The following is a 21,889-nucleotide window of genomic DNA, read 5'->3' as shown; positions in this document are numbered from 1 at the left end:
AAGCCACTTCTATTGAATAAATTACATAAAATTTCACATGAAAACAGCCAGAAAAATTCACTTATTGACCATTCACTATTCACTTTTTTCACTTTCTCTATTTATATTTCTGAGATTGAACTTTTTAATAGATGATATCAAAATAAAACATATATTATAAACCGACAAATTTTAGTAAATTTGCAGACTTAATTAATCAACGATATTGAGATATTTACAATGAGCCAATTTAAAGAATACAAAAACCTCAACCTTATTGACGTAGCAGAGAATGTAGCGGAATTTTGGAAACAAAATAAAACTTTCAATAAGAGTGTTGAGATTCGTCAGGGAAATCCTGAGTTTGTTTTTTATGAAGGTCCGCCTTCAGCAAACGGTATGCCTGGAATTCACCACGTAATGGCAAGAGCATTGAAAGATATTTTCTGCCGTTACCAGACTCAAAACGGAAAGCAGGTTTTCCGTAAAGCAGGCTGGGATACGCATGGTCTTCCTGTGGAACTGGGTGTAGAAAAAGAATTAGGAATCACGAAAGAAGATATTGGCAAAAAAATCTCTATTGAAGATTATAACAGAGCTTGCCGTGAAGCAGTAATGCGTTATACCGATGTTTGGAATAACCTTACGGAGAAAATCGGATATTGGGTAGACCTTGATGATCCGTACATCACGTACAAGTCAAAATATATGGAAACCGTTTGGTGGTTATTGAAACAATTATATGACAAAAGCTTGTTGTATAAAGGGTATACGATCCAGCCTTATTCTCCGAAAGCGGGAACAGGACTTTCTTCTCACGAGCTGAATCAGCCCGGGACCTATCGTGATGTTTCAGACACAACGGTTGTCGCTCAGTTTAAAGTAAAAAAAGACTCTTCAGCATTATTCAATGATGTGGACGGAGATGTTCATATCCTTGCATGGACGACAACTCCATGGACATTGCCATCCAATACAGCTCTTACTGTAGGGAGAGATATTGAATATGTTGTAGTTAAAACTTTCAACCAATATACATTTGAACCCGTAACTGTTGTTTTATCAAGAGTTCTTTTACCTAAAGTTTTCGGTAAAAAATATACAGAAGGTACAGATGAAGATTTTGCCAACTATACTTCAGAAACTAAAGTAATTCCTTTCAAGGTTTTAAAAGAGTTTACAGGAGAAAAACTTGTTGACACGAGATATGAGCAATTAGTTCCTTGGTTTACGCCCAACGATAATGCTGAAAATGCATTCAGAGTAATCCTGGGAGATTTCGTAACGACAGAGGACGGTACAGGTGTCGTTCATACAGCGCCTACTTTTGGTGCTGATGATGCGAGAGTTGCTAAAATGGCTCAGCCTGAGATCCCGCCAATGTTGGTGAAGGACGAAAATGACAACCTTGTGCCATTGGTAGATTTACAGGGTAAATTCATCAAAGGTGAAAATGTTCCTGAGGTATTCTCCGGAACCTATATCAAAAACGAATATTACGATGAAGGAACTGCTCCTGAGAAATCATGGGATGTAGAACTTGCGATCCTATTGAAAATAGAGAACAAAGCCTTCAAAGTAGAAAAATATGTTCACTCTTATCCACATTGCTGGAGAACTGACAAACCGGTATTGTATTATCCGCTGGATTCATGGTTTGTGAAAATGACCGCTGTAAAAGACAGATTGGTTAATTTGAACAAAGAAATCAACTGGAAACCAAAAGCTACCGGAGAAGGACGTTTTGCTAACTGGTTGGAAAATGTAAACGACTGGAATCTTTCCCGTTCAAGATATTGGGGTATTCCGTTGCCAATCTGGAGAACAGATGACCTGAAAGAAGAAAAGATCATAGGTTCTGTAGAAGAGTTATACAACGAAATCGAGAAATCAATTGCAGCTGGATTGATGACTGAAAACCCGTTCCAAGGTTTTATCATCGGAAATATGGCTGAGTCTAACTATGAGCTTGTGGATCTTCACAAAAACGTAGTAGACAAAATAGTATTGGTTTCTGACTCAGGAAAAGCAATGAGACGTGAAAGCGACCTGATCGACGTTTGGTTCGATTCAGGGTCTATGCCTTATGCTCAATTGCATTATCCTTTTGAAAATAAAGAATTAATCGACAACAATAAGGCATTCCCTGCTGATTTTATCGCAGAAGGTGTTGACCAGACCCGCGGATGGTTCTATACGCTTCACGCGATCGGAACTGCTGTGTTTGATTCTGTTGCTTATAAAAATGTAATGAGTAACGGTCTTGTTCTGGATAAGAACGGACAGAAGATGTCAAAACGTTTAGGAAATGCTGTAGATCCGTTTGAAACACTTTCTGTATATGGACCGGATGCTACCCGTTGGTATATGATCTCCAATGCAAACCCATGGGAAAACCTGAAGTTTGACATTGAAGGAATTGACGAAGTAAGAAGAAAGTTCTTCGGAACGCTTTACAATACCTATTCATTCTTTGCTTTATATGCGAATGTTGACGGCTTCAACTATTCAGAAAAGGAAGTGGAAAACCGTCCTGAAATTGACAGATGGGTTCTTTCTGAACTGAATCTTCTGATCAAAGAAGTAAAAGCTTTCTATGAAGATTATGAACCCACAAGAGTAGCAAGAGCAATCAGCACTTTTGTAAATGATAACCTGAGTAACTGGTATGTAAGATTATGCAGAAGACGTTTCTGGAAAGGAGAATATTCTGATGACAAGATCTCTGCTTACCAAACATTATACACATGTCTTGAAGTAGTGGCTAAGCTATCTGCTCCTATTGCTCCGTTCTTTATGGACCAATTATACCAGGACCTGAATAAAGTAACAGGTAAAGAGAACTGTGAATCTGTACACTTAACAGACTTCCCGGTAGCTGATGAAAGCTTAATTGATCAGGATCTGGTTGAAAAAACACATCTTGCTCAGAACATTACAAGTATGGTCTTCTCACTGAGAAAGAAAGAAAATGTAAAAGTTCGTCAGCCGTTACAAAAAGTATTGGTTCCTGTATTGGATTCTAAAACAGAAGCGCAAATTCTTGCTGTTGCAGATCTGATCAAACAGGAAGTAAACGTGAAAGAATTACAGTTAATCAATGCTGAAGAAGCATCTCACTTAATTGTAAAACAGATAAAACCCAACTTCAAAGCTCTTGGTCCTAAATTAGGAAAAGACATGAAGGTGGTAGGTGCCGAGATTGCAAATCTTAATACAGAACAGATTGCCGGTCTTGAAAAAGAAGGGAAACTAGATGTTCAGGGATATGAAATCACACTTGATGATGTGGAAATTTCTACAAAAGATATCCCGGGATGGACGGTTACTTCAGATGGTAAAACAACTGTGGCATTAGATTTGACGTTAACCGATGAATTAAAATCTGAAGGTATCGCAAGAGAATTCATCAACAGAATTCAAAACCTGCGAAAAGATAAAGACTTTGAACTGACAGACAAGATTAATATCTCCATTGAAGAAAACTCACCTTTCCTTAATGATATTAAGAAAAATGAAGAATATATTTCTTCTGAAGTCTTGTCAAATAAAATAGAAATTGTATCTTCACTTTCAAATTTTAACGAAATCGAAATAGATGAGGTTAATTTTAAGATAAATGTTGAAAAAAATTAACATGTAGTTATTATATTTCAAATTCCATTTCATAATTTTATTAAAAAAGAGAACGAATATGTCAGACGAAAGAGTTAGATACAGCGATGCTGATTTACAGGAATTTAAGGCAATTATTAAAGAAAAAATAGAAAAAGCAGAAAAGGATCTTCAGCTTATCAGAGAAAGTTTCATCAATGACCAGAATAATGGAACTGATGATACCTCTCCTACTTTCAAAGCTTTTGAGGAAGGAGCAGAAACATTGAGCAAAGAGCAGAACTCTATTTTGGCAGGAAGACAGGAAAAATTCGTGCGTGATCTTAAAAATGCTTTGATCAGAATCGAAAATAAAACGTATGGTGTTTGCAGAGTAACAGGAAAACTGATTCCTAAGGAAAGACTTTTAGCCGTTCCTCATGCTACGCTGAGCATCGAAGCGAAAAACATGCAAAAATAACCGCAAGGTTTGTAAAAAATAATATTGGGTTTATATCGTATTCACGGATACTTTATAAACCTAATTTTTAATGTATACCTATGAGCGAATTATTAATTTTAGGATTTATTATCGCAATAGCATTACTGTTTTTCAATAGAGAATGGATTAAAAACAGATTCTTTTCTGAACCTCAGAAAAACTATACTATTGATGATCAATTCAATTCTGATAAACGCGAGCGGGAAAAAGAGATCGACAGACTTTTAAGCAAAATGGGCAGAAACGGAATCAGTGATTTATCTGAAAAAGATAGAAAACGACTCGACGAATTGTCCAAAATGTAAAAATTAAATATAAGAAATGGAATCTATTATAGTACATCCAAAAAATGCAATGGAGCTTAGCGCACTGAAAAGTGTACTGAAAGAAATGAACATTAAATTTGAAAAAGCTCATGTTAAAAGTTCGTATAACGGACAGAAAGTGGTTAAGAAAGCAAGTGATAATAAAAATATAAAACCTGCTGCAAAACCTTCAAAACCTAAAGGAGAGTAATGAAAAAGATATTAGCGATAACATTTTTAGTGTTGTTGATTGACCAGGCTTCAAAAATTTACATCAAAACTCATTTTGAACTGAATGAAAGTATTCCTGTAGTCAATGGTTTCTTTAACAAAACTTTTGTTGAAAACCCCGGAATGGCTTATGGATTTCATTTTGGCGGAATCATCGGGAAATACTTTCTGGTAATCCTAAGAGTTTTCCTGATTGGAGGAATGGTATATATGTTTAAAAAATGGTTGAAAGACGGAGCATCCAATTATCTTTTGATTCCTATGGCCATCATTTTCGCCGGAGCAATCGGAAATCTTATTGACGGAATGTTTTATGGGATGATCTTCGACACCGGAACAGTGTATGACGCCAGTACTGACCGATGGATTGGGTATGGAGGTATCTCTAAGCTTGTTCCTTTTGGGCAGGGATATTCTACCTTTATGAAAGGCTGTGTAGTGGATATGCTTCATTTCCCGGTAGTAGACTGGTATGTCCCTGAAAGCTGGCCTTTAATAGGAGGAAAACATATTGAGTTCTTCAAATATATTTTCAATGTTGCCGATTCTGCGATCACAGTAGGTGCAGCTTTCCTTCTAATCTTCAGAAAAAAAGCATTTCCAAACGGGCTTGAGTTTTAAAAGATGTATTTTCGGATGAAAAAAATAATCAAAAATATTTTTAAAATTTTCCTGCTTCTTCTGGTTGCAGGAATTATTTTTATTGCCTGGGCAAATTACAGCATAAAAAAGGACAGCGAATCTTTCGTTTCCTATAATATTGCAGATGTACCGGAAGCAAAAACGGGTCTGTTACTGGGAACCGGAAAACTTCTGAGCAACGGAGCCCCGAATGCTTATTTCTACAATAGAATTGAAGCTGCTGCCAACTTATACAAAAGCGGAAAAATACAGTATATTATTGTAAGTGGTGACAACAGTACCAAAGACTATAATGAACCTGAAGATATGCAGCTGGCATTAATGCAGAAAGGAGTTCCACAGGATAAAATCATTTTAGATCATGCCGGATTCAGAACACTGGATTCTGTGGTAAGGGCAAAAGATATTTTCAGCCAGACAAAACTGGTGATTATCTCTCAGAAATTCCACAATGAAAGAGCTGTTTTCCTGGCCAGAAAAAATGGAATGGAAGCCTTTGGTTATAATGCTGCAGATGTAAATAAATACGCAGGTTTAAAGACCAATATGAGAGAGTACGCTGCCAAAGCTAAGGCATACTGGGACCTTCTTTTCGGAGTAGAACCTAAATTTGGTGGGGAGAAAATTGTGATTCCTTAATATTTTTTAACCACAGATTTCACAGATTTTCACGGATGATGCGTAAAGACATATAGATTATTGAAGGGTGATAGGTTTTGGCTAAAGCCAATGGAAGGGTGATTTATCGTTGGCTGGGTTAAAACCCAGCCCTATTGAATTTTAATAACAACATCTTTTATCTTTTATCTTTTATCTTTTATCTTTTATCTTTTATCTTTTATCTTTTATCTTTTATCTTTCGTTATTCCCAACAAACCTCGTAGATTTGTAATTCATTAATTTTTTAATATAAATTTTAAACAAATGTCAAGAATTCTTACCGGCATTCAAGCCACCGGAACACCCCATCTTGGAAACTTATTAGGGGCAATTATTCCTGCTATTGAACTATCCAAGCAGGAAGGAAATGAATCATTTTTATTTATTGCGAATCTTCACACACTTACACAGATTAAAGATGCGCAAACGTTAAGACAAAATACCTACGAGATTGCTGCGGCTTGGCTTGCTTGTGGATTAGATACTGAAAAAACATTTTTCTACAGACAAAGTGATATCGCTGAAACCTGTGAACTTTCTTGGCATTTATCATGTTTTTTTCCTTATCAAAGATTAACATTGGCTCATTCATTCAAGGATAAGGCTGACAGACTTCAGGATGTAAATGCAGGTTTATTTACTTACCCAATTCTGATGGCTGCAGATATTTTACTGTATGATGCAGAGATTGTACCTGTAGGAAAGGACCAGCTTCAGCATTTGGAAATTGCAAGAGATGTAGCTTCCAGGTTTAATAATCAAATGGGAGAAGTGCTTGTATTACCACAGGCAGAACTTCAGCAGGACACGAAATATGTTCCCGGAACTGATGGACGTAAAATGTCTAAATCAATGGGAAATATTATCAATATTTTCTTACCTGAAAAGGAACTGAAAAAACAGGTAATGAGCATTGAATCAGATTCTAAATCTCTGGAGGAACCTAAAGATCCCGAAACGGATAAAACCTTCCAGATCTATGAACTTATTGCAACACCTGAACAAACTGAAGAGCTAAGAGCAAAATATCTTGCCGGAAACTTCGGATACGGACATGCTAAGAAGGAATTACTGGATCTTATTCTGTTACGTTTTGAGAAAGAAAGAGAAACTTTCGCTTATTATATGAACAACCTTGATGAGCTGGAAGCAAAACTACAGCAAGGTGCCGAGAAAACCAGACCTATTGCCCTGGAAACTCTTAAAAGAGTAAGAACAAGCTTAGGATTTTAATACTAAGTTGTAAACATAAGAAAGCCTTTCAAACGAAAGGCTTTTTTTATTATTATGATTTTCTGAATATCATTTTCCGTTATTCTTTGTCAGGATAAAGTAATGCATCTGATCTCCGAATTCATAGACAATATCCCAACCCGGGTATTGTTTTATAATAGTCTTAATGATAGACAATCCTAATCCTGTAGAGGTATGATCTGATCCTTGCTTGTAAAAACGGTTAAAGATCCTTGACTTATCTAAAGGAATGGCTGTACCGCTGTTTTGGAATGTAATCCGGTTATATTCAACAATAATATTTAACGTTCCTTCTTCATTATTATATTTAACCGCATTTTTAAGAAGATTGGACAGCAGAATATCTGCCAGATCCTGGTTAAAATCTGCAACGAATTTTCCTTTCTCTATAATATTGACCTCTACTTTTTTAAATGCGATGAAATCTTCATAATTCTGAACTAACTGAGCAATCATTCCATTAAAGTCAACGTCTGAAGTTTTATTAAACTGACTGTTTTCAATTTTGGAAAGCATTAATAAAGATTTGTTTAAGCCTACCATTCTTCGCAGATCATTTTTAACTTCAGTAAGAAAGGTCATACTCATTTTATCAAGGTCATCATTCTGAATCAGAAGGTCAATTTTGTTAATAACAATAGCCAAAGGAGTCTGAAGTTCGTGGGACGCATTTTCAATAAACTGTTTCTGCTGGTAAAAAACAAGCTCGTTACGTTCAATCATTTCATTGATTTCGACATTCAATTCTTCAAACTCGGTAATTTTATATATCTGCCTTTCCTGTGAAAAAGGGATTCCGAACTGATATTTTTTAAGCTTATCCAAAATCAGGTAGAAAGGTCTCATTGCTTTATTCAACAGATATCCGTTGATAACAACAATGCTTATTACCAAAAGGATATAAAGCACAATTAAAGCAGTCGTAAGGTCGTAGATCAATTCATCCTCTTCTACGGTAGACGTTCTTATGACAAGCCTCTGCTGATTTTTAAACTGATCGATAAAGTCTGCCTCAAGAACTCTGTAAGGCTGGTCTTTATCATCATATTCCATATAATACATCTTATTGTAGAGCCTGCTTTTATTTTGATACTCTTCAGCTTTAATGGGATTAATTTTAAATTCATTAAATCCAAAATCATTATTCTTCAGCAGCTGGGGATTCAGGTAAACAGCTTTGATAATCTGTATTTTCCGGTCCTTCAATCCGTCATCCACATTATCATGTACTTCATCCAGAATGTAGGCATAAAACAACCCTGCCCAAACTGCAATAACAAACAGCAGGATGATGATCAGGTATTTTATGGTATAATATTTTAAAGAGACTTTCATCAGATGAATTTATATCCTATTCCGTATACAGCCTGGAAATCAGCTTCTGCATTAAGTGTTTTTAATTTTTTACGAAGATTTTTAATCTGTGAATAAATAAAATCCAGACTGTCTGCCTGATCGATGTAATCTCCCCAGATAGCTTCTGCCAACGTCGTTTTCTGTAAAGTTTTTTCCGGATGAATCACAAAATAATACAACAGATCGTATTCTTTGCGGTTAAGGATCAACTCCTCATTTCCCACTTTCACTGTTCTGTTCTCCGGATCAATACTTATATTTTTGTATCGGATGATATTTTCACCATCCTGATTTTTTCTTCTGATCACCGACTTGATCCTCGCCATCAGTTCTGCAAGATGAAAAGGTTTGGCAAGATAATCATCAGCCCCTATTTCCAATCCCGTTACCTTGTCATCTACTGAGTCTTTGGCAGAAAGAATGATCACGGGATCTTTCTTGTGCATTTTTTTTATTTCTTTCAGCAGATCTATTCCGTTTCCGTCCGGTAGCATAATATCCAGCAAAATACAGTCGTATTCGTAAGAAATAATTTTCTCCAGCCCATTGCTGTAATTTTCTGCATACTCTACAATGAAATGTTCTGCTTCCAGAAACTTCTGTACCGTATTTTTTAGTTCGGGTTCATCTTCTACTATTAAAATCTTCATACCTCTGGGTGTATATGCTCTGCTGCATGATTAACTAATATCAAATATAGGAAATTATAAGGAGGGAAGCCGGAGATAGAGATACACATCCAAAAGTCTACGAGAATATGATCAATATAAGGGTTATATGATAGATAACCGATAAGATATCTATAAAATGAAAATGCTCTCTGCCCTCTTCCCTCAGGTATTTTTTCATGAATAATCTAATTTGATTTCACGTTACGGCCATCTGCATCGAAAACAAGACATAGACCATTCATCAAATGAATCTTATAAGCATTATATTTTTTTTCAATAGAGTCAATGACACTGCAAGGATGATTCCTTGTGATAAATGAAACTATATTCTTTCTAATCTGAGCAGAAGAAATCTTTCTTCCGTTATTGTTTATTAAATTCCAGTTGACCATAATATTAAAATTTAGTGTTTGCATCGGTTAAGTATTAATCATCAATTCTTTTAAAATTTCCGTTTCTGTCAAATTCAAGCTCCAGTCCGTTGGAAAGTTCTGCTTTATAAGACCATCTTTTCTTTTCGATCTTAATAATGTAAGTGTTCGGGAAATTCTTTGTACTGTAGTTTCTGATCGATACAGGAATGAAACCATACGGAACTTTCTGATGCTTTCCATCCACTTCTTTCCAGTTTCCATTGCTGTCAAACTCTATTTTCATTCCATTGGTCAGATATACTTTATATTCATCTACTCCATAAATTTCTCTGTCTTCGATGGCCGAGGTTACAGGCATTCCTTTAAATTGGGCAGCAAGAAAGTTTTTAGCTGTTTTGGGTAACTGATTAACATTGATTGCTCTGTCCTGTGCAGAAACGAAGCCTCCTATTAATAAAAACATGATCATCAATACTCCTGTGATTTTCTTTACATTTTTCATAACATTTAATTTTTTTATCATTATTATGGAGCAAAGTTGCAAATCAATTTGGGAAAGAATTGGGAAAACTAATCCAGCAAAAAAATAAATGAATTTATGATTTATTCTTAATCGCAGATTTTCGTGGATAATCAAACATCTTTACGTTGATTTCTCAAGTCTATAAAAACAGAAAAGCCACTAAGATAATCTTAGTGGCCTATATTTATACTTTAGACTTTACGGTCTTATATTTTATAAGTATTCTTTAATCTGCTGAAGATGGGTAATGGCTTTTAATCCTTCTTTCCGTTTATCTTCTTTATAAACATCAAAGAAAATGGCATCCATTCCGAAGTCTGTTGCTCCCAGGGCATCAGCAATCCAATCATCACCAATCAGGATACTTTCTTCTTTTCTGGCTTCAGAAAGTCCTAAAGAGTATTCAAAAATCCTGGGATTAGGTTTTCTTACTCCTACAGCATCTGCACTGGTAATCGTTTTAAAATAAGAGGCAATTCCGGACAAGGTACATTTCCTTTCCGTTACCTCCTGAAATCCATTGGAAATAATGTGTAATGTATAATTCTTAGCTTTCAGATATTCCAAAACATCTTCAGCTCCTTCTACCAATTCATTATGACTCACAATATTATCAAGAAAGTGCTCTTCAAAATAAAGGGCAAGTTCTCTATCTTCTACTCCAAAATGTTTAAATGAGTCATAAAAACGGTGTTCTCTCAAATACTCTTTGCCAATAATTCCATCTCTGATCTTTTCCCATAAATCTTCGTTGATATCATGGTAAACAGAATGAAACTCTTCAAAGTCAATATGATACTTTGAAGTAATTTCCTGTTTTTCAAAAAGTTCCCTGATGGTAAGATAGGCATTTCTACGATGATCCCAGAGTGTATTATCCAGGTCAAAAAAAACATGCTGCATTTTCATACAGCACAAAGTTAATCATTTTAATTTTTTAAAATTGGATAATTTTTGCTCTTGCTTTTCACAACTTCAAGGCTTTTAGAAAAATTCAGCAAAAAATCAATAGTTTGTTTCTTAGGTTTCAAAGTTTTCACTTTTAAGGAGTCATTTTTTTTCATAAGCGAAGTATGTTTTCCTTAAAACGTGAAATTTCCCAAAATATTATTTATCTGGTCAATATTATATTATTTTCATCCATGATTTTTCTCAGGTTTATCAGCGCATACCGTACTCTTCCAAGAGTAGTATTAATGCTCATATCTGTATGATCCGCAATTTCCTTGAAACTCAGCCCGTCAAAAAATCTTAGTTTGATTACTTCTTGTTGATTTTGTGGTAAAAACTGCAGCATCCTTAAAAGATCTTCCTGTATCTGATTCGTCACAAGCTGATCTTCAATATTTTCAGAAGGCTCTCTGATCAAATCAAAAATAGAATATTCATCGGTTTCAAAAGTAGTTTCTGAAACCTTTATATTCTTTGCTTTTGATCTGAAATGGTCGATAATTAAATTGTGGGAAATCCTTTTTGCCCAAAGGATAAATTTACCTTCTTCGTTATAACGCCCTTCTTTCAGCATAACAATAATCTTCATAAAGGTGTCCTGAAAGATATCATTCGCTAAATCTTCATCATTAATTTTATAAAAAATGAATGTAAACAGTTCTCTCTGATGTCGATGAATAAGGGTTGACAACGCACCCTCGTCTCCTTTCTGGTAAAGGGAAATTAGTAAACTATCCGATTTTGATTTCATAACTCTTCTCAATATAAATATTTGCAGACAGCCATTCTACCAGATATTTCTTCTGGCCTTTGCTGTATAAACAAAACAGTTCTAGAGTAGAGTCTCTTCTATAGGCGGTAGTACAATTATTATGATGTAAATATAATATTTTTTTAATAACTGTTAACCTATTATTAAATTTTTTAGAGAAAAATCTAAAAAAAATCATTTAAACATGTCATGAATGAATACGGTAGGGATATTTAATGTAAAATTAATATTCAGACCTTTCATCTCTTTTCCGTTCAATCGGGTATCTCCGATAGGAAAAGCATAGCCTCCGGTAAGGTCTAGCATCCCAAATAAGGTGACTCCTATTTTAGGGGCAATGTATTTATTGGTTCCTTCTACCCCTGCTAAAAAATAATACGAGTGATAGAAGTCTACATTTTTTTCAAAATTAAGAAGAACGTCCGCCTGGAGCTTTGGCATGATAGCAAATTTGGAGTCCGAAACTCCCATCAGTGCAGATCCTCCCAATCTGTAAATCACATCGTCATTTTTAAGAAAAAGCAATTTCCCTCCTATTTCACCAAAACTTTGATTCTGATAAGTATACCCCACAGTAATCATTTTATGCATGGTATATTGTGCCTTTGCTAATGTACTTAGCAAAAACAGGGACAGGACAGCAACTACAGTTCTAAAATTCATCATCTTTCTATATTATTAAGGTGTAAAATTAAAAAAAACTGCCTTATCAAGAGATAAAGCAGTTCATTTATTATTCTTTAAGGGGAAAATTAAATTCCGAAAGCGGTTTTAATTTCCTCTACTTTGTCTAGTTTCTCCCAAGTAAAGAACTCAAGCCCTTCCAATGTAAGCTCATTTTTATGTCCTTTATTAAAAGTTTTATCAGCAATATAATGCTCTTTACCCATATGCCCGTAAGAAGCAGTTTCCTGATAAATAGGATTTCTTAATTTTAAGTTCTGCTCAATAGCATAAGGTCTTAAATCGAAAATTGCAGAAACTTTTTTCGCAATCTCTCCATCATGAAGATCTACTTTTGCAGTTCCGTAAGTATTGATATATAAACCACAAGGCTCAGCTACACCAATAGCATAAGAAACCTGCACCAAAACTTCATCAGCAACTCCTGCAGCCACTAAGTTTTTAGCAATATGTCTTGTAGCATAAGCAGCACTTCTGTCTACTTTAGAAGGATCTTTTCCTGAGAAAGCACCTCCTCCGTGAGCTCCTTTACCACCGTAGGTATCAACAATGATTTTTCTACCTGTAAGACCTGTATCCCCGTGAGGTCCTCCGATTACAAATTTCCCTGTAGGATTGATGTGATATTTGATCTGATCGTTGAACAAAGCTTTGATTTCCTCAGTCTGTTGTGCAACAACTCTTGGAACCAGAATGTTTTTAATATCCTCACGGATCTTATTCAGCATTTCCTCTTCAGCTGCAAAATCATCATGCTGAGTAGAAACTACGATAGAATCAATTCTGATTGGTTTATGATCATCAGAATACTCAATAGTTACCTGGCTTTTTGCATCAGGACGAAGATAAGTGATTTCTTTATTTTCTCTTCTGATGGCAGAAAGTTCCTTCAGAATCGTGTGGGCAAGATCCAATGCAAGAGGCATATAGTTAGCCGTTTCATTGGTAGCATACCCGAACATCATTCCCTGATCTCCTGCTCCCTGTGCATTTGCTTTTGCTTCGAAAGACTCGTCATTTACAGCTCTGTCAACTCCCTGGTTGATATCAGGTGACTGCTCATGGATGGCAGAGATCACTCCACAAGAATCTCCATTGAACATATATTCACCTTTTGTATATCCAATTCCGTTGATTACTTCTCTGGCAATAGTCTGCACATCAAGATAAGCATCTGATTTTACTTCCCCTGCCAATACCACCTGTCCGGTAGTTACAAGAGTTTCACATGCTACTTTTGAGTCTTTATCATATGCTAAAAAATGGTCGATTAATGCATCAGAGATTTGATCGGCAATTTTATCCGGATGTCCTTCTGAAACGGATTCAGATGTAAATAAATAAGACATATAATTCTTTTGTTTTTAAAGATTTAAAAAAATTGTATTGAAGAAAAATATGAAATAAAATTGCCCAAAAAAGAATACTGTTTTAGCATATTTTTATAGAGGTTGCAATCAGGTCAAATTTTTCCTCGTAATAAACGTCAGCAAATTTAAGCACTATTTTTGTAATACTCAAAAATTTTGTTTATTAATTATAATTTTATTTAAATTGATGATTTCTATCACTTTAAAGCATTTCCATTACTGAGGCTTAATGCTTACAAATTCTTTTGGACTTTCGTGATAATTCAGCTTAAGTTCTAAAGAAGTTTTGATAGAATGTGACAATTCATCAATTATTTTTTGTTTAAATGTTGGCTTATAATAAATAATACTGATTTCTCGATAAGGGAAAGGTTTCTTGAATCTGAAAACATTTTTCTTCTGTTCTTCTGAAAGCTGACTCAAAGCAAGTTCTGGCAGAATACTGATTCCTCCTACTTTATCTACCATGTGTACCAAGGTCTGGATATTGGAAGCCAGGAAGTCTAAATTTTTAGGCTTCAGGGTATTTTCTTTCAAATGACAGATGTTCTCAAACTGATTTCTAAGACAGTTTCCTTCTTCAAGTAACCATACTTTTTCTACATTCAGATCTTCCGGAATGATGTAAGAATTCTTTTTGTTGGCTTCTGTATTGGAACTGTAAATCATCAGCTCCTCATTGAATAAGAAATCCTGATAAAACTCGTCAGCAGTATCATAAGGAGTTGAGATAATTCCCGCATCCAGTTCTCCTGCTTTTAAAGCTTTAATAATATTATCCGTAGTCATTTCTTTTACATTCATCTGAATCTTTGGATTGTCTTCAAGGAACTTGAAAATTTCCGTAGGCAGAATGAAAGAAGAAACCGTAGGAATAATTCCCAGATTAAGAGTTCCTCCTAAAATATTATTCAAAAGGTTCGCTTTGTTTTTCAGCTCATTGACAGATTCTATAATAACTTTTGCCTGATCAATAATCTGAAGACCTACATCTGTGGTACGAATCGGGTGAGTAGTTCTGTCGAAAACCTTCACATCCAGTTCATCCTCAAATTTCTGTATCATGGCACTTAACGTAGGTTGTGTAATAAAACATGCCTGAGCTGCTTTACCAAAATGTTTATACTTATCAACAGCGATAAGATACTCCAGTTGCTGAATGTTCATTTGATTAATATTATCTATTACAAAGATATAACGTTTTTGTTATTAGCAATTAAAAATTCAAGTAAATTTGATATTCATTACCTTTACACTTCGATTTAGAAAAAGGAAAAAGAATTATTCAAATCTTCAATTATATGGATTCTAAAAAATTAACGTTAAGCAACGGCGCACCTTACTTTGAGCATCAGGATTCACAGACGGTAGGACCAAGAGGCCCGGTATTGCTGCAAGACTTTATTCTTCAGGAAAATCTTGCGCATTTCGTTAGGGAAAGAATTCCTGAAAGGATTGTGCATGCTAAAGGAAGCGGCGCTTATGGAACTTTTACCGTAACCCATGACATCAGCCAGTACACAAAAGCAAAACTGTTCTCAAAAGTAGGAAATTCATGCAGAATGTTTGCCCGTTTTTCTACTGTAGGAGGAGAAAAAGGAAGTGCAGATACAGCAAGAGACCCTAGAGGTTTTGCTTTAAAATTTTATACAGAAGACGGAAACTGGGATCTTGTAGGAAATAATACTCCGGTATTCTTTATTAAGGATGCAAAAAAATTTCCGGACTTTATTCATACTCAAAAAAGACTTCCAAAAACCAATTTAAAAAGCGCCACCATGATGTGGGATTTCTGGAGCTTAAATCCTGAATCGCTTCATCAGGTTCTTATATTAATGTCAGACAGAGGAACGCCTTACGGATATAGACATATGCATGGATTTGGGTCTCATACTTTCTCTATGATTAATGACAATAATGAAAGAGTATGGGTAAAATTCCACTTCAAAACCAAGCAGGGGGTGAAAAACTTCACTGATGAAGAAGCGGTAAAAATGGCCGGGGAAAATCCGGATTTCGCCCAAGAAGACCTTTGCAATGCTATTGAAAACGGAGACTTCCCGAAATGGACCCTGTATATCCAGGTGATGACTGAGGAACAGGCAAAAGACTTCAGATGGAATCCTTTTGATGTAACAAAAGTGTGGTTCCATGATGACTTCCCATTGATTGAGGTAGGAGAAATGGAGCTTAATGAAGTTCCTGTTAATTATTTTGCTCATGTTGAACAATCTACTTTTTCACCAAGCAGCCTGATTAACGGAATTAGTTTCTCACCTGACAAAATGCTGCAGGGAAGACTATTTTCTTATCCTGATGCACACCGTTACAGAGTGGGTGTCAACGCACATCAACTGGAGGTGAACAGATGTCCTTTTGCGATCAATAACTACCAGAGAGATGGCTATATGGCAGATTCAAGCTACTATCAGGATAAACCGAATTACCATCCGAACAGTTTCGATGATATCAAAGCAGATTCTGATTACAAAGGTTTTGAGTATGAATTAGACAGTGCTCATGTAGCCAGTTATAACAGAAATGATAATGACAGCGATCATTATACTCAGCCGGGTCTGCTTTATTCAAAAGCAATGAACACAGAAGACAGAGATCGTCTGATTCAAAATATTATCGGAAGCATGCAAGGCATCAGCGGGCCTAAAAAAGACGAGATTATCAACCGACAATTATGTCACTTTTTCCGTGCTAATATTGAGCTTGGCATGAAAGTAGCTTCTCAGTTAAATGTCAATATTGATGCAAATATGATGAATCATTCCAAATAATCATATTGAATAATAAATTAAAAAAAAGGAAAAAAAATAATATTTTTTCCTTTTTTTTTGTAAAAAATTCATAATTTGCAAAGGATGATATTTTAAAGTGGAAAAATGAGTTACGAGAACATATTATTAAAAAAAGAAGATAAATTATCTATTATTACCATAAACAGACCTGGAAGTTTAAATGCTTTAAATGCAAAAACAATTCAGGAAATCAGTACCGCACTGGATGAGCTTAACGCTGATACTTCCTGCAGGGTAATTATCCTTACCGGAAGTGGAGAAAAATCTTTTGTAGCAGGAGCTGATATCAAGGAGTTCAGCGACTTCGGACAGGAAAAAGCTGAAGAACTTGCAAGAAACGGACAAAATATATTGTTCAATAAAATTGAAAATATGTCTAAACCTGTCATTGCAGCCGTAAACGGTTTTGCATTAGGCGGAGGTTTAGAGCTTGCCATGGCATGCCATATCAGATATGCATCGGAAAACGCCAGATTAGGACTTCCTGAAGTAACTCTTGGATTAATCCCAGGATACGGAGGAACTCAAAGGCTTCCAAAGCTTGTAGGAAAAGGTATTGCCAATGAAATGATCTTCTCTGCCAAAATGATCCCTGCTCAAAAAGCAAAAGAGATCGGCCTGGTCAATGAAGTATACCCTATTGAAGAATTATTAACCAAAACGAAAGAATTAGCAAACACGATTGCCTACAATTCACCAATGGCAATATCCAAGGCTATAAACGCCGTAAATTTATCTGATACAGAGAAAGGTTTTGAAACTGAAATTAAATATTTCGGGCAACTTTTTGAAATGGAAGATAAGAAAGAAGGAGTTACTGCGTTTCTAGAGAAGAGAAAGCCTAACTTTTAAATCTTTCTAAAAGATTTTAATCCAAATTATTTCGAGAAAAAAACAATGCTGCGGTATGAATAAGTTTGATAAAGCTTATCTAAAAATGGCTCAGGAATGGGCAAAACTCTCCTACTGTAAGAGAAAACAGGTGGGAGCTCTTATCGTAAAAGATAGGATGATTATTTCAGATGGTTACAACGGGACTCCTTCGGGATTCGAAAACTGCTGTGAAGATGGAGAAGGGAAAACACACTGGTACGTATTGCATGCTGAAGCGAACGCTATATTAAAGCTGGCCGCTTCTACTCAATCTGCAAAAGGGGCAACGTTATATCTGACGCTGTCTCCCTGTAAAGAATGCAGCAAGCTGATTTTACAGGCAGGAATTGCGAGACTGGTGTATATTAATGAGTATTCGGATGACGATGGAATATCGTTCCTGAGAAACCATAACATTGAAATAGAACAAATATCGGACTGTGAACTAAAAAAATAAGCACAAATGACTTGGGATGAAAAGATCAAAGATTTTGAAATATTTCTTCGTTTCGAAAGAAATTTTTCAGAAAACACTCTCGACGCCTACGTTCGGGACATTAAGAAATTAAAAGATTATGCAAAAGAAGATCTGGCAAACGTCGGCCCAGATTCTATCGGTTACGAAAACCTGCAGGAATACATTTTCAATCTTTCTAAACAGAAATTCAGTGAGAGATCACAAGCAAGATGGATATCTTCCATCAAAGCCTTTTTCAAATTTCTGCTTGAAGATGAATATCGTGAAGACAATCCTGCGGCGTTACTTGAAGGCCCTAAATTGGGATTATACCTCCCTGATACCTTAAGCCTGCCTGATATCAACAAAATTATCACTGCTATTGAAGTCAATACAGATCTTGGAAAAAGAAACCACTGCATCATAGAGGTACTATATGGATGTGGACTTCGTGTTTCTGAACTCATTGATCTGAAGATCTCCAATATCAATTTTAAAGAGCAATACATCAAGGTAAACGGAAAAGGAAACAAAACCCGTTTTGTACCTTTGGCCGACTATACTGCTGATTTGCTTGAAAATTATATCAAAGAGGTACGTTCTAAAGGTAAGATCAATAAGAAATATGAAGACACTCTGTTTTTGAACAGCCGTGGGACATCTATGTCCAGAGTGATTGTATTTCTTATCATTAAAGAACTTACAGATAAAGCAGGGGTTAACAAAAAAATATCTCCACACACCTTCAGACATTCATTTGCTACGCATTTGCTGCAGAACGGAGCAGATCTCCGTTATATTCAGGAAATGCTGGGGCATTCCAGTATTACCACAACGGAAATCTATACGCATCTGAAGACGGAAGAATTAAGGGATGTTATTTTGAGTTATCACCCGAGAAATATTAATATTGCTCAATGAAACTATTGAAATATTGCCCAAGCTGTGGCAAAGAGTCCTTACACTGGGACGGCGAAAAGAAATGGAGCTGTCCGGAATGTGGTTTTACTTTGTATAATAATGTGGCAGGCGCCGTGGCGGTTGTCATCAGATGTGGTAACGAAATTTACCTTACCCGAAGAAACAGAGATCCTAAAAAAGGAAAACTTGATCTTGCCGGAGGATTCGTTGACCCTAAAGAAAGTGCAGAGGAAACCTGTAAAAGAGAACTTTTTGAAGAACTTCAGCTTGATATCGATATTTCTAACCTGAAATACCTTACCAGCCTTCCAAACATCTATCAATACAAAGAAATTGATTACAATACCATCGATCTCTTTTATGAGTATAATGTTTCGGAAAAGTTTGAGGTAAATCTTGAACTCTCAGAGATCTCAGAAGCAGTATGGATTCCTTTACAGGAGCTAGACCTTGAAGATATTGCCTTTGATTCTCAGAAGAGATTTTTTGAGAGCTATTTAAAGAAATAATTTTTGTAATATATTCTCTCGCAGAGTTTGTAGATTAAGCAGATTGTTAGAACACATTCATCTGCCGGTCTGCAAAATCTGCGAGAGTTTTTTATTTTATGATAATCTTAAAATAATATAACAGAAGAATAAAGCATTGAAATATACCTTTCTAGCTTTATTTTTAGACATTAGTAAGTCTTCGTCTTCAGCATTTCTTCAAAATACTGAATCAACAGTGCTCTTTCTGCTTCTGAAAGATTAGCTTCTTTATGATAGACAATATAACCCGGTATTGGCATTGCTTTGCTTTGGATAGTCTGAATAGATTTAGTGATCATATCCTTCTTCAAATCCTTATTATACGTTTCCCAGGTAGAAAAGTTAAGGTGTTCTCTTCCTTCATTTACATGGCTTTTTACAGACCATGATACAGGTGCAATAAAAGCATATTTCGGGTAAACTGTTTCATTGGAATGGCAGTCATAACACGCATTTTTAAGCAGTGTTCTGATTTTTTCAGGCGCTTTCCTTGCATCAACGAAGTTCGCAGCAGAATCAACCGGTTTATTGATTCTATCAATAGGAAAAAACTGGATCAGGGCAAAACCCACCAATATCCAAAATATGATTTTCTTAGCCATTTTCATCTGCTTACTTTGCCGGAGTTAAAACAGCATTACCGGATTTAAATTCTTTTTTCAGCGGTTCCTTCGTTACCGTAGGTGTTACAGGCTGCGGAGTTTCTGATGCTGAAACAGAGGTTGATGTGGGTGCCGGAGTCGGAGAAGTTGATTTAGGACTGTCAAGTGTTCTGGTATCCTTCAGATCCCAGTCTTCTCTTGTTTCCCACAATCCTCTTACGATCACTTTTTTATGGAAGATATAAGCATCTTCAGCAAATATATCGTTAGCGAAATCTGCTTCATCCCAATATTTATTCCCGTTATTATCTACCAGAATTCTTACAATATATTCTGCTGGTCTCAATATATCAAATTTTACCTTGTCTCCTTTTATATATTTCTGATAGGCAATTTTATCTGAAGAATCGATCAGTTGAATCCAATAATTTGCTTCCGGAGCATTGGTAATAGAGAACTCAACACTTCCAAACTGATCTGCTTTAGCAACATCAAAGTCGAAACGCTTTGACTGGCTGTTTTTTGCATAGTACGAAGATACGGTTTCCTTAGGAACAGTAAGTTCATAGCTTTTTCCCATCACAAAATCTGATTGAACATGGATCTGATAAGGATTTGTTTCTGAAATTTTAGCAGTGAACGGTAAAGTTGTTAAACTGTCACCTTTGATCTTTAATGTCCATTTTGAAGGATCAATTTTATCTACAATATAGTTTGATGCTAGCTTTAAATCTGCCTTTGGAGCGATTGAAGTTCCGTCATTATCGCTCACGACATCCATCGTATTCTTCTTATTATATCTGTAAAATAAAGAAACGCTGTAGGCACTATCTTTTTTGGGACCTTTATTATGAGTAAATGTGAGTTTTTCATTCGCTGTCTGCCCCACATCATCTTTTACTGCATCAAACCAGATTCTGACAGAGTCGGATTTTGGGTTATGCATTATTTTGATATCTTTTATTTTCTCATTCAGTGACTGAACTTTTACTTCATCTGGATTTCCTTCAAATGACATTAAAATCCCACCTGCAATTTCTTTCATTTCTGAATATTTCACTGCTTTTCTGGAAGGATATACTTTCAAATTTAATCCTGAAATAGATTTTTCTACATTAATCGGATCTTTCTGGAATCCAACCTTTTCTTTTCCTGGGTCATACATAGAATTTCCATTCTCGTCGTCAAAAGCAATAATTTTATATTTTCCAGGAGTCAGATAATTCAATTCATAATACCCATCTTCATCTACCTTGGTGATATAGTAAGGTTTTTTCTTATAATCCATTGTATCTTTTACCTGATACAATCCTACCACAAGCTTATTTTCCGTTGTTGTTCCCGTTTTCTTTTTAATATCCATTGCATCTTTTACCTCACCACTGATGTAAAGATCATCCAGTTTGTCTCCTGTAGAAAAAGCAAAATTGAAATACCTCAGTATATTCGACTCGTTATTATCTACAATGGAATTTCCGAAATTAAAATTATACGTTGTATTCGCCTGAAGAGTATCAGTCCATTGGATCAGCACAAATTTGTTGGCTATATTCGAAGGAAGAATTCTCGTTATCCCTTTAATAGGTGGTGAAATAATCAGGTTTTTATTGATGTCCTTCAATGTTACATATTCATCAAAATCCAGACGGAGCTCGTGAATATCTTTTTTGACATTAATTCTTGTCGTATCAATGTTTGAACTTAAAAACCTTGGTGCTAAAGTATCTTTAGGCCCTCCGACAGGAGATCCCACTCTTGCACATGAATGTACAAGAAAACAGATAACAAATAATAAAAGAAACCTTTTCATGAAAATGTTTAAGCAAAA

23 protein-coding genes are annotated in these 21,889 nt (G+C 35.5%); 12 read left to right on the top strand and 11 right to left on the bottom strand.

What is annotated here, in order from left to right:
• Positions 1-219: 219 nt before the first annotated feature.
• From ileS to trpS, 7 genes are all read left to right on the top strand, one after another.
• Entirely contained in the window at positions 220-3,615 is a 3,396-nt protein-coding gene (gene ileS, locus ACPF63_RS23220; RefSeq protein ID WP_219071889.1) for an isoleucine--tRNA ligase, read from the top strand.
• Between the two features lie 58 nt (positions 3,616-3,673).
• The gene (locus ACPF63_RS23215) at positions 3,674-4,054 is read left to right on the top strand and encodes a TraR/DksA family transcriptional regulator (RefSeq protein WP_002983772.1); all 381 of its coding nucleotides are present in this window, start codon (positions 3,674-3,676) and stop codon (positions 4,052-4,054) included.
• Positions 4,055-4,134: 80 nt separating this feature from the next.
• Positions 4,135-4,380 carry a DUF6576 domain-containing protein gene (locus tag ACPF63_RS23210; RefSeq protein ID WP_077419524.1) on the top strand — a complete coding sequence of 82 codons (246 nt, stop codon included), beginning with the start codon at positions 4,135-4,137 and terminating at the stop codon, positions 4,378-4,380.
• Positions 4,381-4,396: 16 nt separating this feature from the next.
• Complete coding sequence (locus ACPF63_RS23205) at positions 4,397-4,591, top strand: DUF2683 family protein (protein WP_077419523.1); 195 nt, start codon at positions 4,397-4,399, stop codon at positions 4,589-4,591.
• On the top strand, positions 4,591-5,232 hold the full coding sequence (locus tag ACPF63_RS23200) for a lipoprotein signal peptidase (RefSeq protein WP_077419522.1): 642 nt from the start codon (positions 4,591-4,593) through the stop codon (positions 5,230-5,232). Before ACPF63_RS23205 ends, ACPF63_RS23200 begins: the two co-directional genes overlap by 1 nt.
• A gap of 15 nt (positions 5,233-5,247) precedes the next feature.
• A complete protein-coding gene (locus tag ACPF63_RS23195) occupies positions 5,248-5,892 on the top strand; it encodes a SanA/YdcF family protein (RefSeq protein WP_426481470.1) in 645 nt (214 codons plus the stop codon).
• Positions 5,893-6,177: 285 nt separating this feature from the next.
• Positions 6,178-7,146 (top strand): tryptophan--tRNA ligase, encoded by a 969-nt coding sequence (gene trpS, locus ACPF63_RS23190; protein ID WP_426481469.1) that lies wholly within the window; start codon positions 6,178-6,180, stop codon positions 7,144-7,146.
• 69 nt (positions 7,147-7,215) lie between these two features.
• On the opposite strand, the gene ACPF63_RS23185 is transcribed toward trpS, so the two are convergent.
• The 9 genes from ACPF63_RS23185 to ACPF63_RS23145 form a co-directional block, all read right to left on the bottom strand.
• A complete protein-coding gene (locus tag ACPF63_RS23185) occupies positions 7,216-8,502 on the bottom strand; it encodes a sensor histidine kinase (protein WP_426481468.1) in 1,287 nt (428 codons plus the stop codon).
• On the bottom strand, positions 8,502-9,173 hold the full coding sequence (locus ACPF63_RS23180) for a response regulator transcription factor (protein ID WP_426481467.1): 672 nt from the start codon (positions 9,171-9,173) through the stop codon (positions 8,502-8,504). Before ACPF63_RS23180 ends, ACPF63_RS23185 begins: the two co-directional genes overlap by 1 nt.
• Before the next feature lie 206 nt (positions 9,174-9,379).
• Positions 9,380-9,586 (bottom strand): PepSY-like domain-containing protein, encoded by a 207-nt coding sequence (locus ACPF63_RS23175; RefSeq protein ID WP_426483241.1) that lies wholly within the window; start codon positions 9,584-9,586, stop codon positions 9,380-9,382.
• A 34-nt stretch (positions 9,587-9,620) separates the two neighbouring features.
• Positions 9,621-10,070, bottom strand: a complete 450-nt coding sequence (locus tag ACPF63_RS23170; RefSeq protein ID WP_426481466.1) for a PepSY-like domain-containing protein — start codon at positions 10,068-10,070, stop codon at positions 9,621-9,623.
• A 234-nt stretch (positions 10,071-10,304) separates the two neighbouring features.
• Entirely contained in the window at positions 10,305-11,000 is a 696-nt protein-coding gene (locus ACPF63_RS23165; protein WP_426481465.1) for a YjjG family noncanonical pyrimidine nucleotidase, read from the bottom strand.
• Positions 11,001-11,202: 202 nt separating this feature from the next.
• Complete coding sequence (locus tag ACPF63_RS23160; protein ID WP_047377368.1) at positions 11,203-11,793, bottom strand: RNA polymerase sigma factor; 591 nt, start codon at positions 11,791-11,793, stop codon at positions 11,203-11,205.
• Between the two features lie 195 nt (positions 11,794-11,988).
• The gene (locus ACPF63_RS23155) at positions 11,989-12,480 is read right to left on the bottom strand and encodes a hypothetical protein (RefSeq protein ID WP_149389010.1); all 492 of its coding nucleotides are present in this window, start codon (positions 12,478-12,480) and stop codon (positions 11,989-11,991) included.
• An 86-nt stretch (positions 12,481-12,566) separates the two neighbouring features.
• A complete protein-coding gene (metK, locus tag ACPF63_RS23150; protein WP_219071892.1) occupies positions 12,567-13,847 on the bottom strand; it encodes a methionine adenosyltransferase in 1,281 nt (426 codons plus the stop codon).
• A 237-nt stretch (positions 13,848-14,084) separates the two neighbouring features.
• The gene (locus tag ACPF63_RS23145; RefSeq protein WP_047377365.1) at positions 14,085-15,035 is read right to left on the bottom strand and encodes a LysR substrate-binding domain-containing protein; all 951 of its coding nucleotides are present in this window, start codon (positions 15,033-15,035) and stop codon (positions 14,085-14,087) included.
• Positions 15,036-15,169: 134 nt separating this feature from the next.
• Here ACPF63_RS23145 and ACPF63_RS23140 point away from each other — a divergent pair, with 134 nt between their 5' ends.
• From ACPF63_RS23140 to ACPF63_RS23120, 5 genes are all read left to right on the top strand, one after another.
• Positions 15,170-16,657, top strand: a complete 1,488-nt coding sequence (locus tag ACPF63_RS23140; RefSeq protein WP_426481464.1) for a catalase — start codon at positions 15,170-15,172, stop codon at positions 16,655-16,657.
• Positions 16,658-16,762: 105 nt separating this feature from the next.
• The gene (locus ACPF63_RS23135) at positions 16,763-17,530 is read left to right on the top strand and encodes an enoyl-CoA hydratase/isomerase family protein (protein ID WP_077419512.1); all 768 of its coding nucleotides are present in this window, start codon (positions 16,763-16,765) and stop codon (positions 17,528-17,530) included.
• Between the two features lie 55 nt (positions 17,531-17,585).
• Positions 17,586-18,008 (top strand): deoxycytidylate deaminase, encoded by a 423-nt coding sequence (locus tag ACPF63_RS23130; protein WP_076356921.1) that lies wholly within the window; start codon positions 17,586-17,588, stop codon positions 18,006-18,008.
• A gap of 6 nt (positions 18,009-18,014) precedes the next feature.
• Entirely contained in the window at positions 18,015-18,929 is a 915-nt protein-coding gene (gene xerD, locus ACPF63_RS23125; protein WP_077419511.1) for a site-specific tyrosine recombinase XerD, read from the top strand.
• Positions 18,926-19,438 (top strand): NUDIX hydrolase, encoded by a 513-nt coding sequence (locus tag ACPF63_RS23120; protein WP_077419510.1) that lies wholly within the window; start codon positions 18,926-18,928, stop codon positions 19,436-19,438. Before xerD ends, ACPF63_RS23120 begins: the two co-directional genes overlap by 4 nt.
• A gap of 170 nt (positions 19,439-19,608) precedes the next feature.
• Here ACPF63_RS23120 and ACPF63_RS23115 read toward each other — a convergent pair whose 3' ends face one another.
• Both ACPF63_RS23115 and ACPF63_RS23110 read right to left on the bottom strand, forming a co-directional pair.
• Positions 19,609-20,067, bottom strand: a complete 459-nt coding sequence (locus tag ACPF63_RS23115; protein WP_426481463.1) for a heme-binding domain-containing protein — start codon at positions 20,065-20,067, stop codon at positions 19,609-19,611.
• A 4-nt stretch (positions 20,068-20,071) separates the two neighbouring features.
• Positions 20,072-21,871 carry an Ig-like domain-containing protein gene (locus ACPF63_RS23110; protein WP_426481462.1) on the bottom strand — a complete coding sequence of 600 codons (1,800 nt, stop codon included), beginning with the start codon at positions 21,869-21,871 and terminating at the stop codon, positions 20,072-20,074.
• Positions 21,872-21,889: the final 18 nt, after the last annotated feature.

This window comes from Chryseobacterium sp. R2ACT005, from assembly GCF_049949215.1.
Taxonomy (GTDB): domain Bacteria; phylum Bacteroidota; class Bacteroidia; order Flavobacteriales; family Weeksellaceae; genus Chryseobacterium.
Note: the sequence above shows the minus strand (reverse complement) of the source record. Positions and strands in the feature narration are given on the sequence as shown.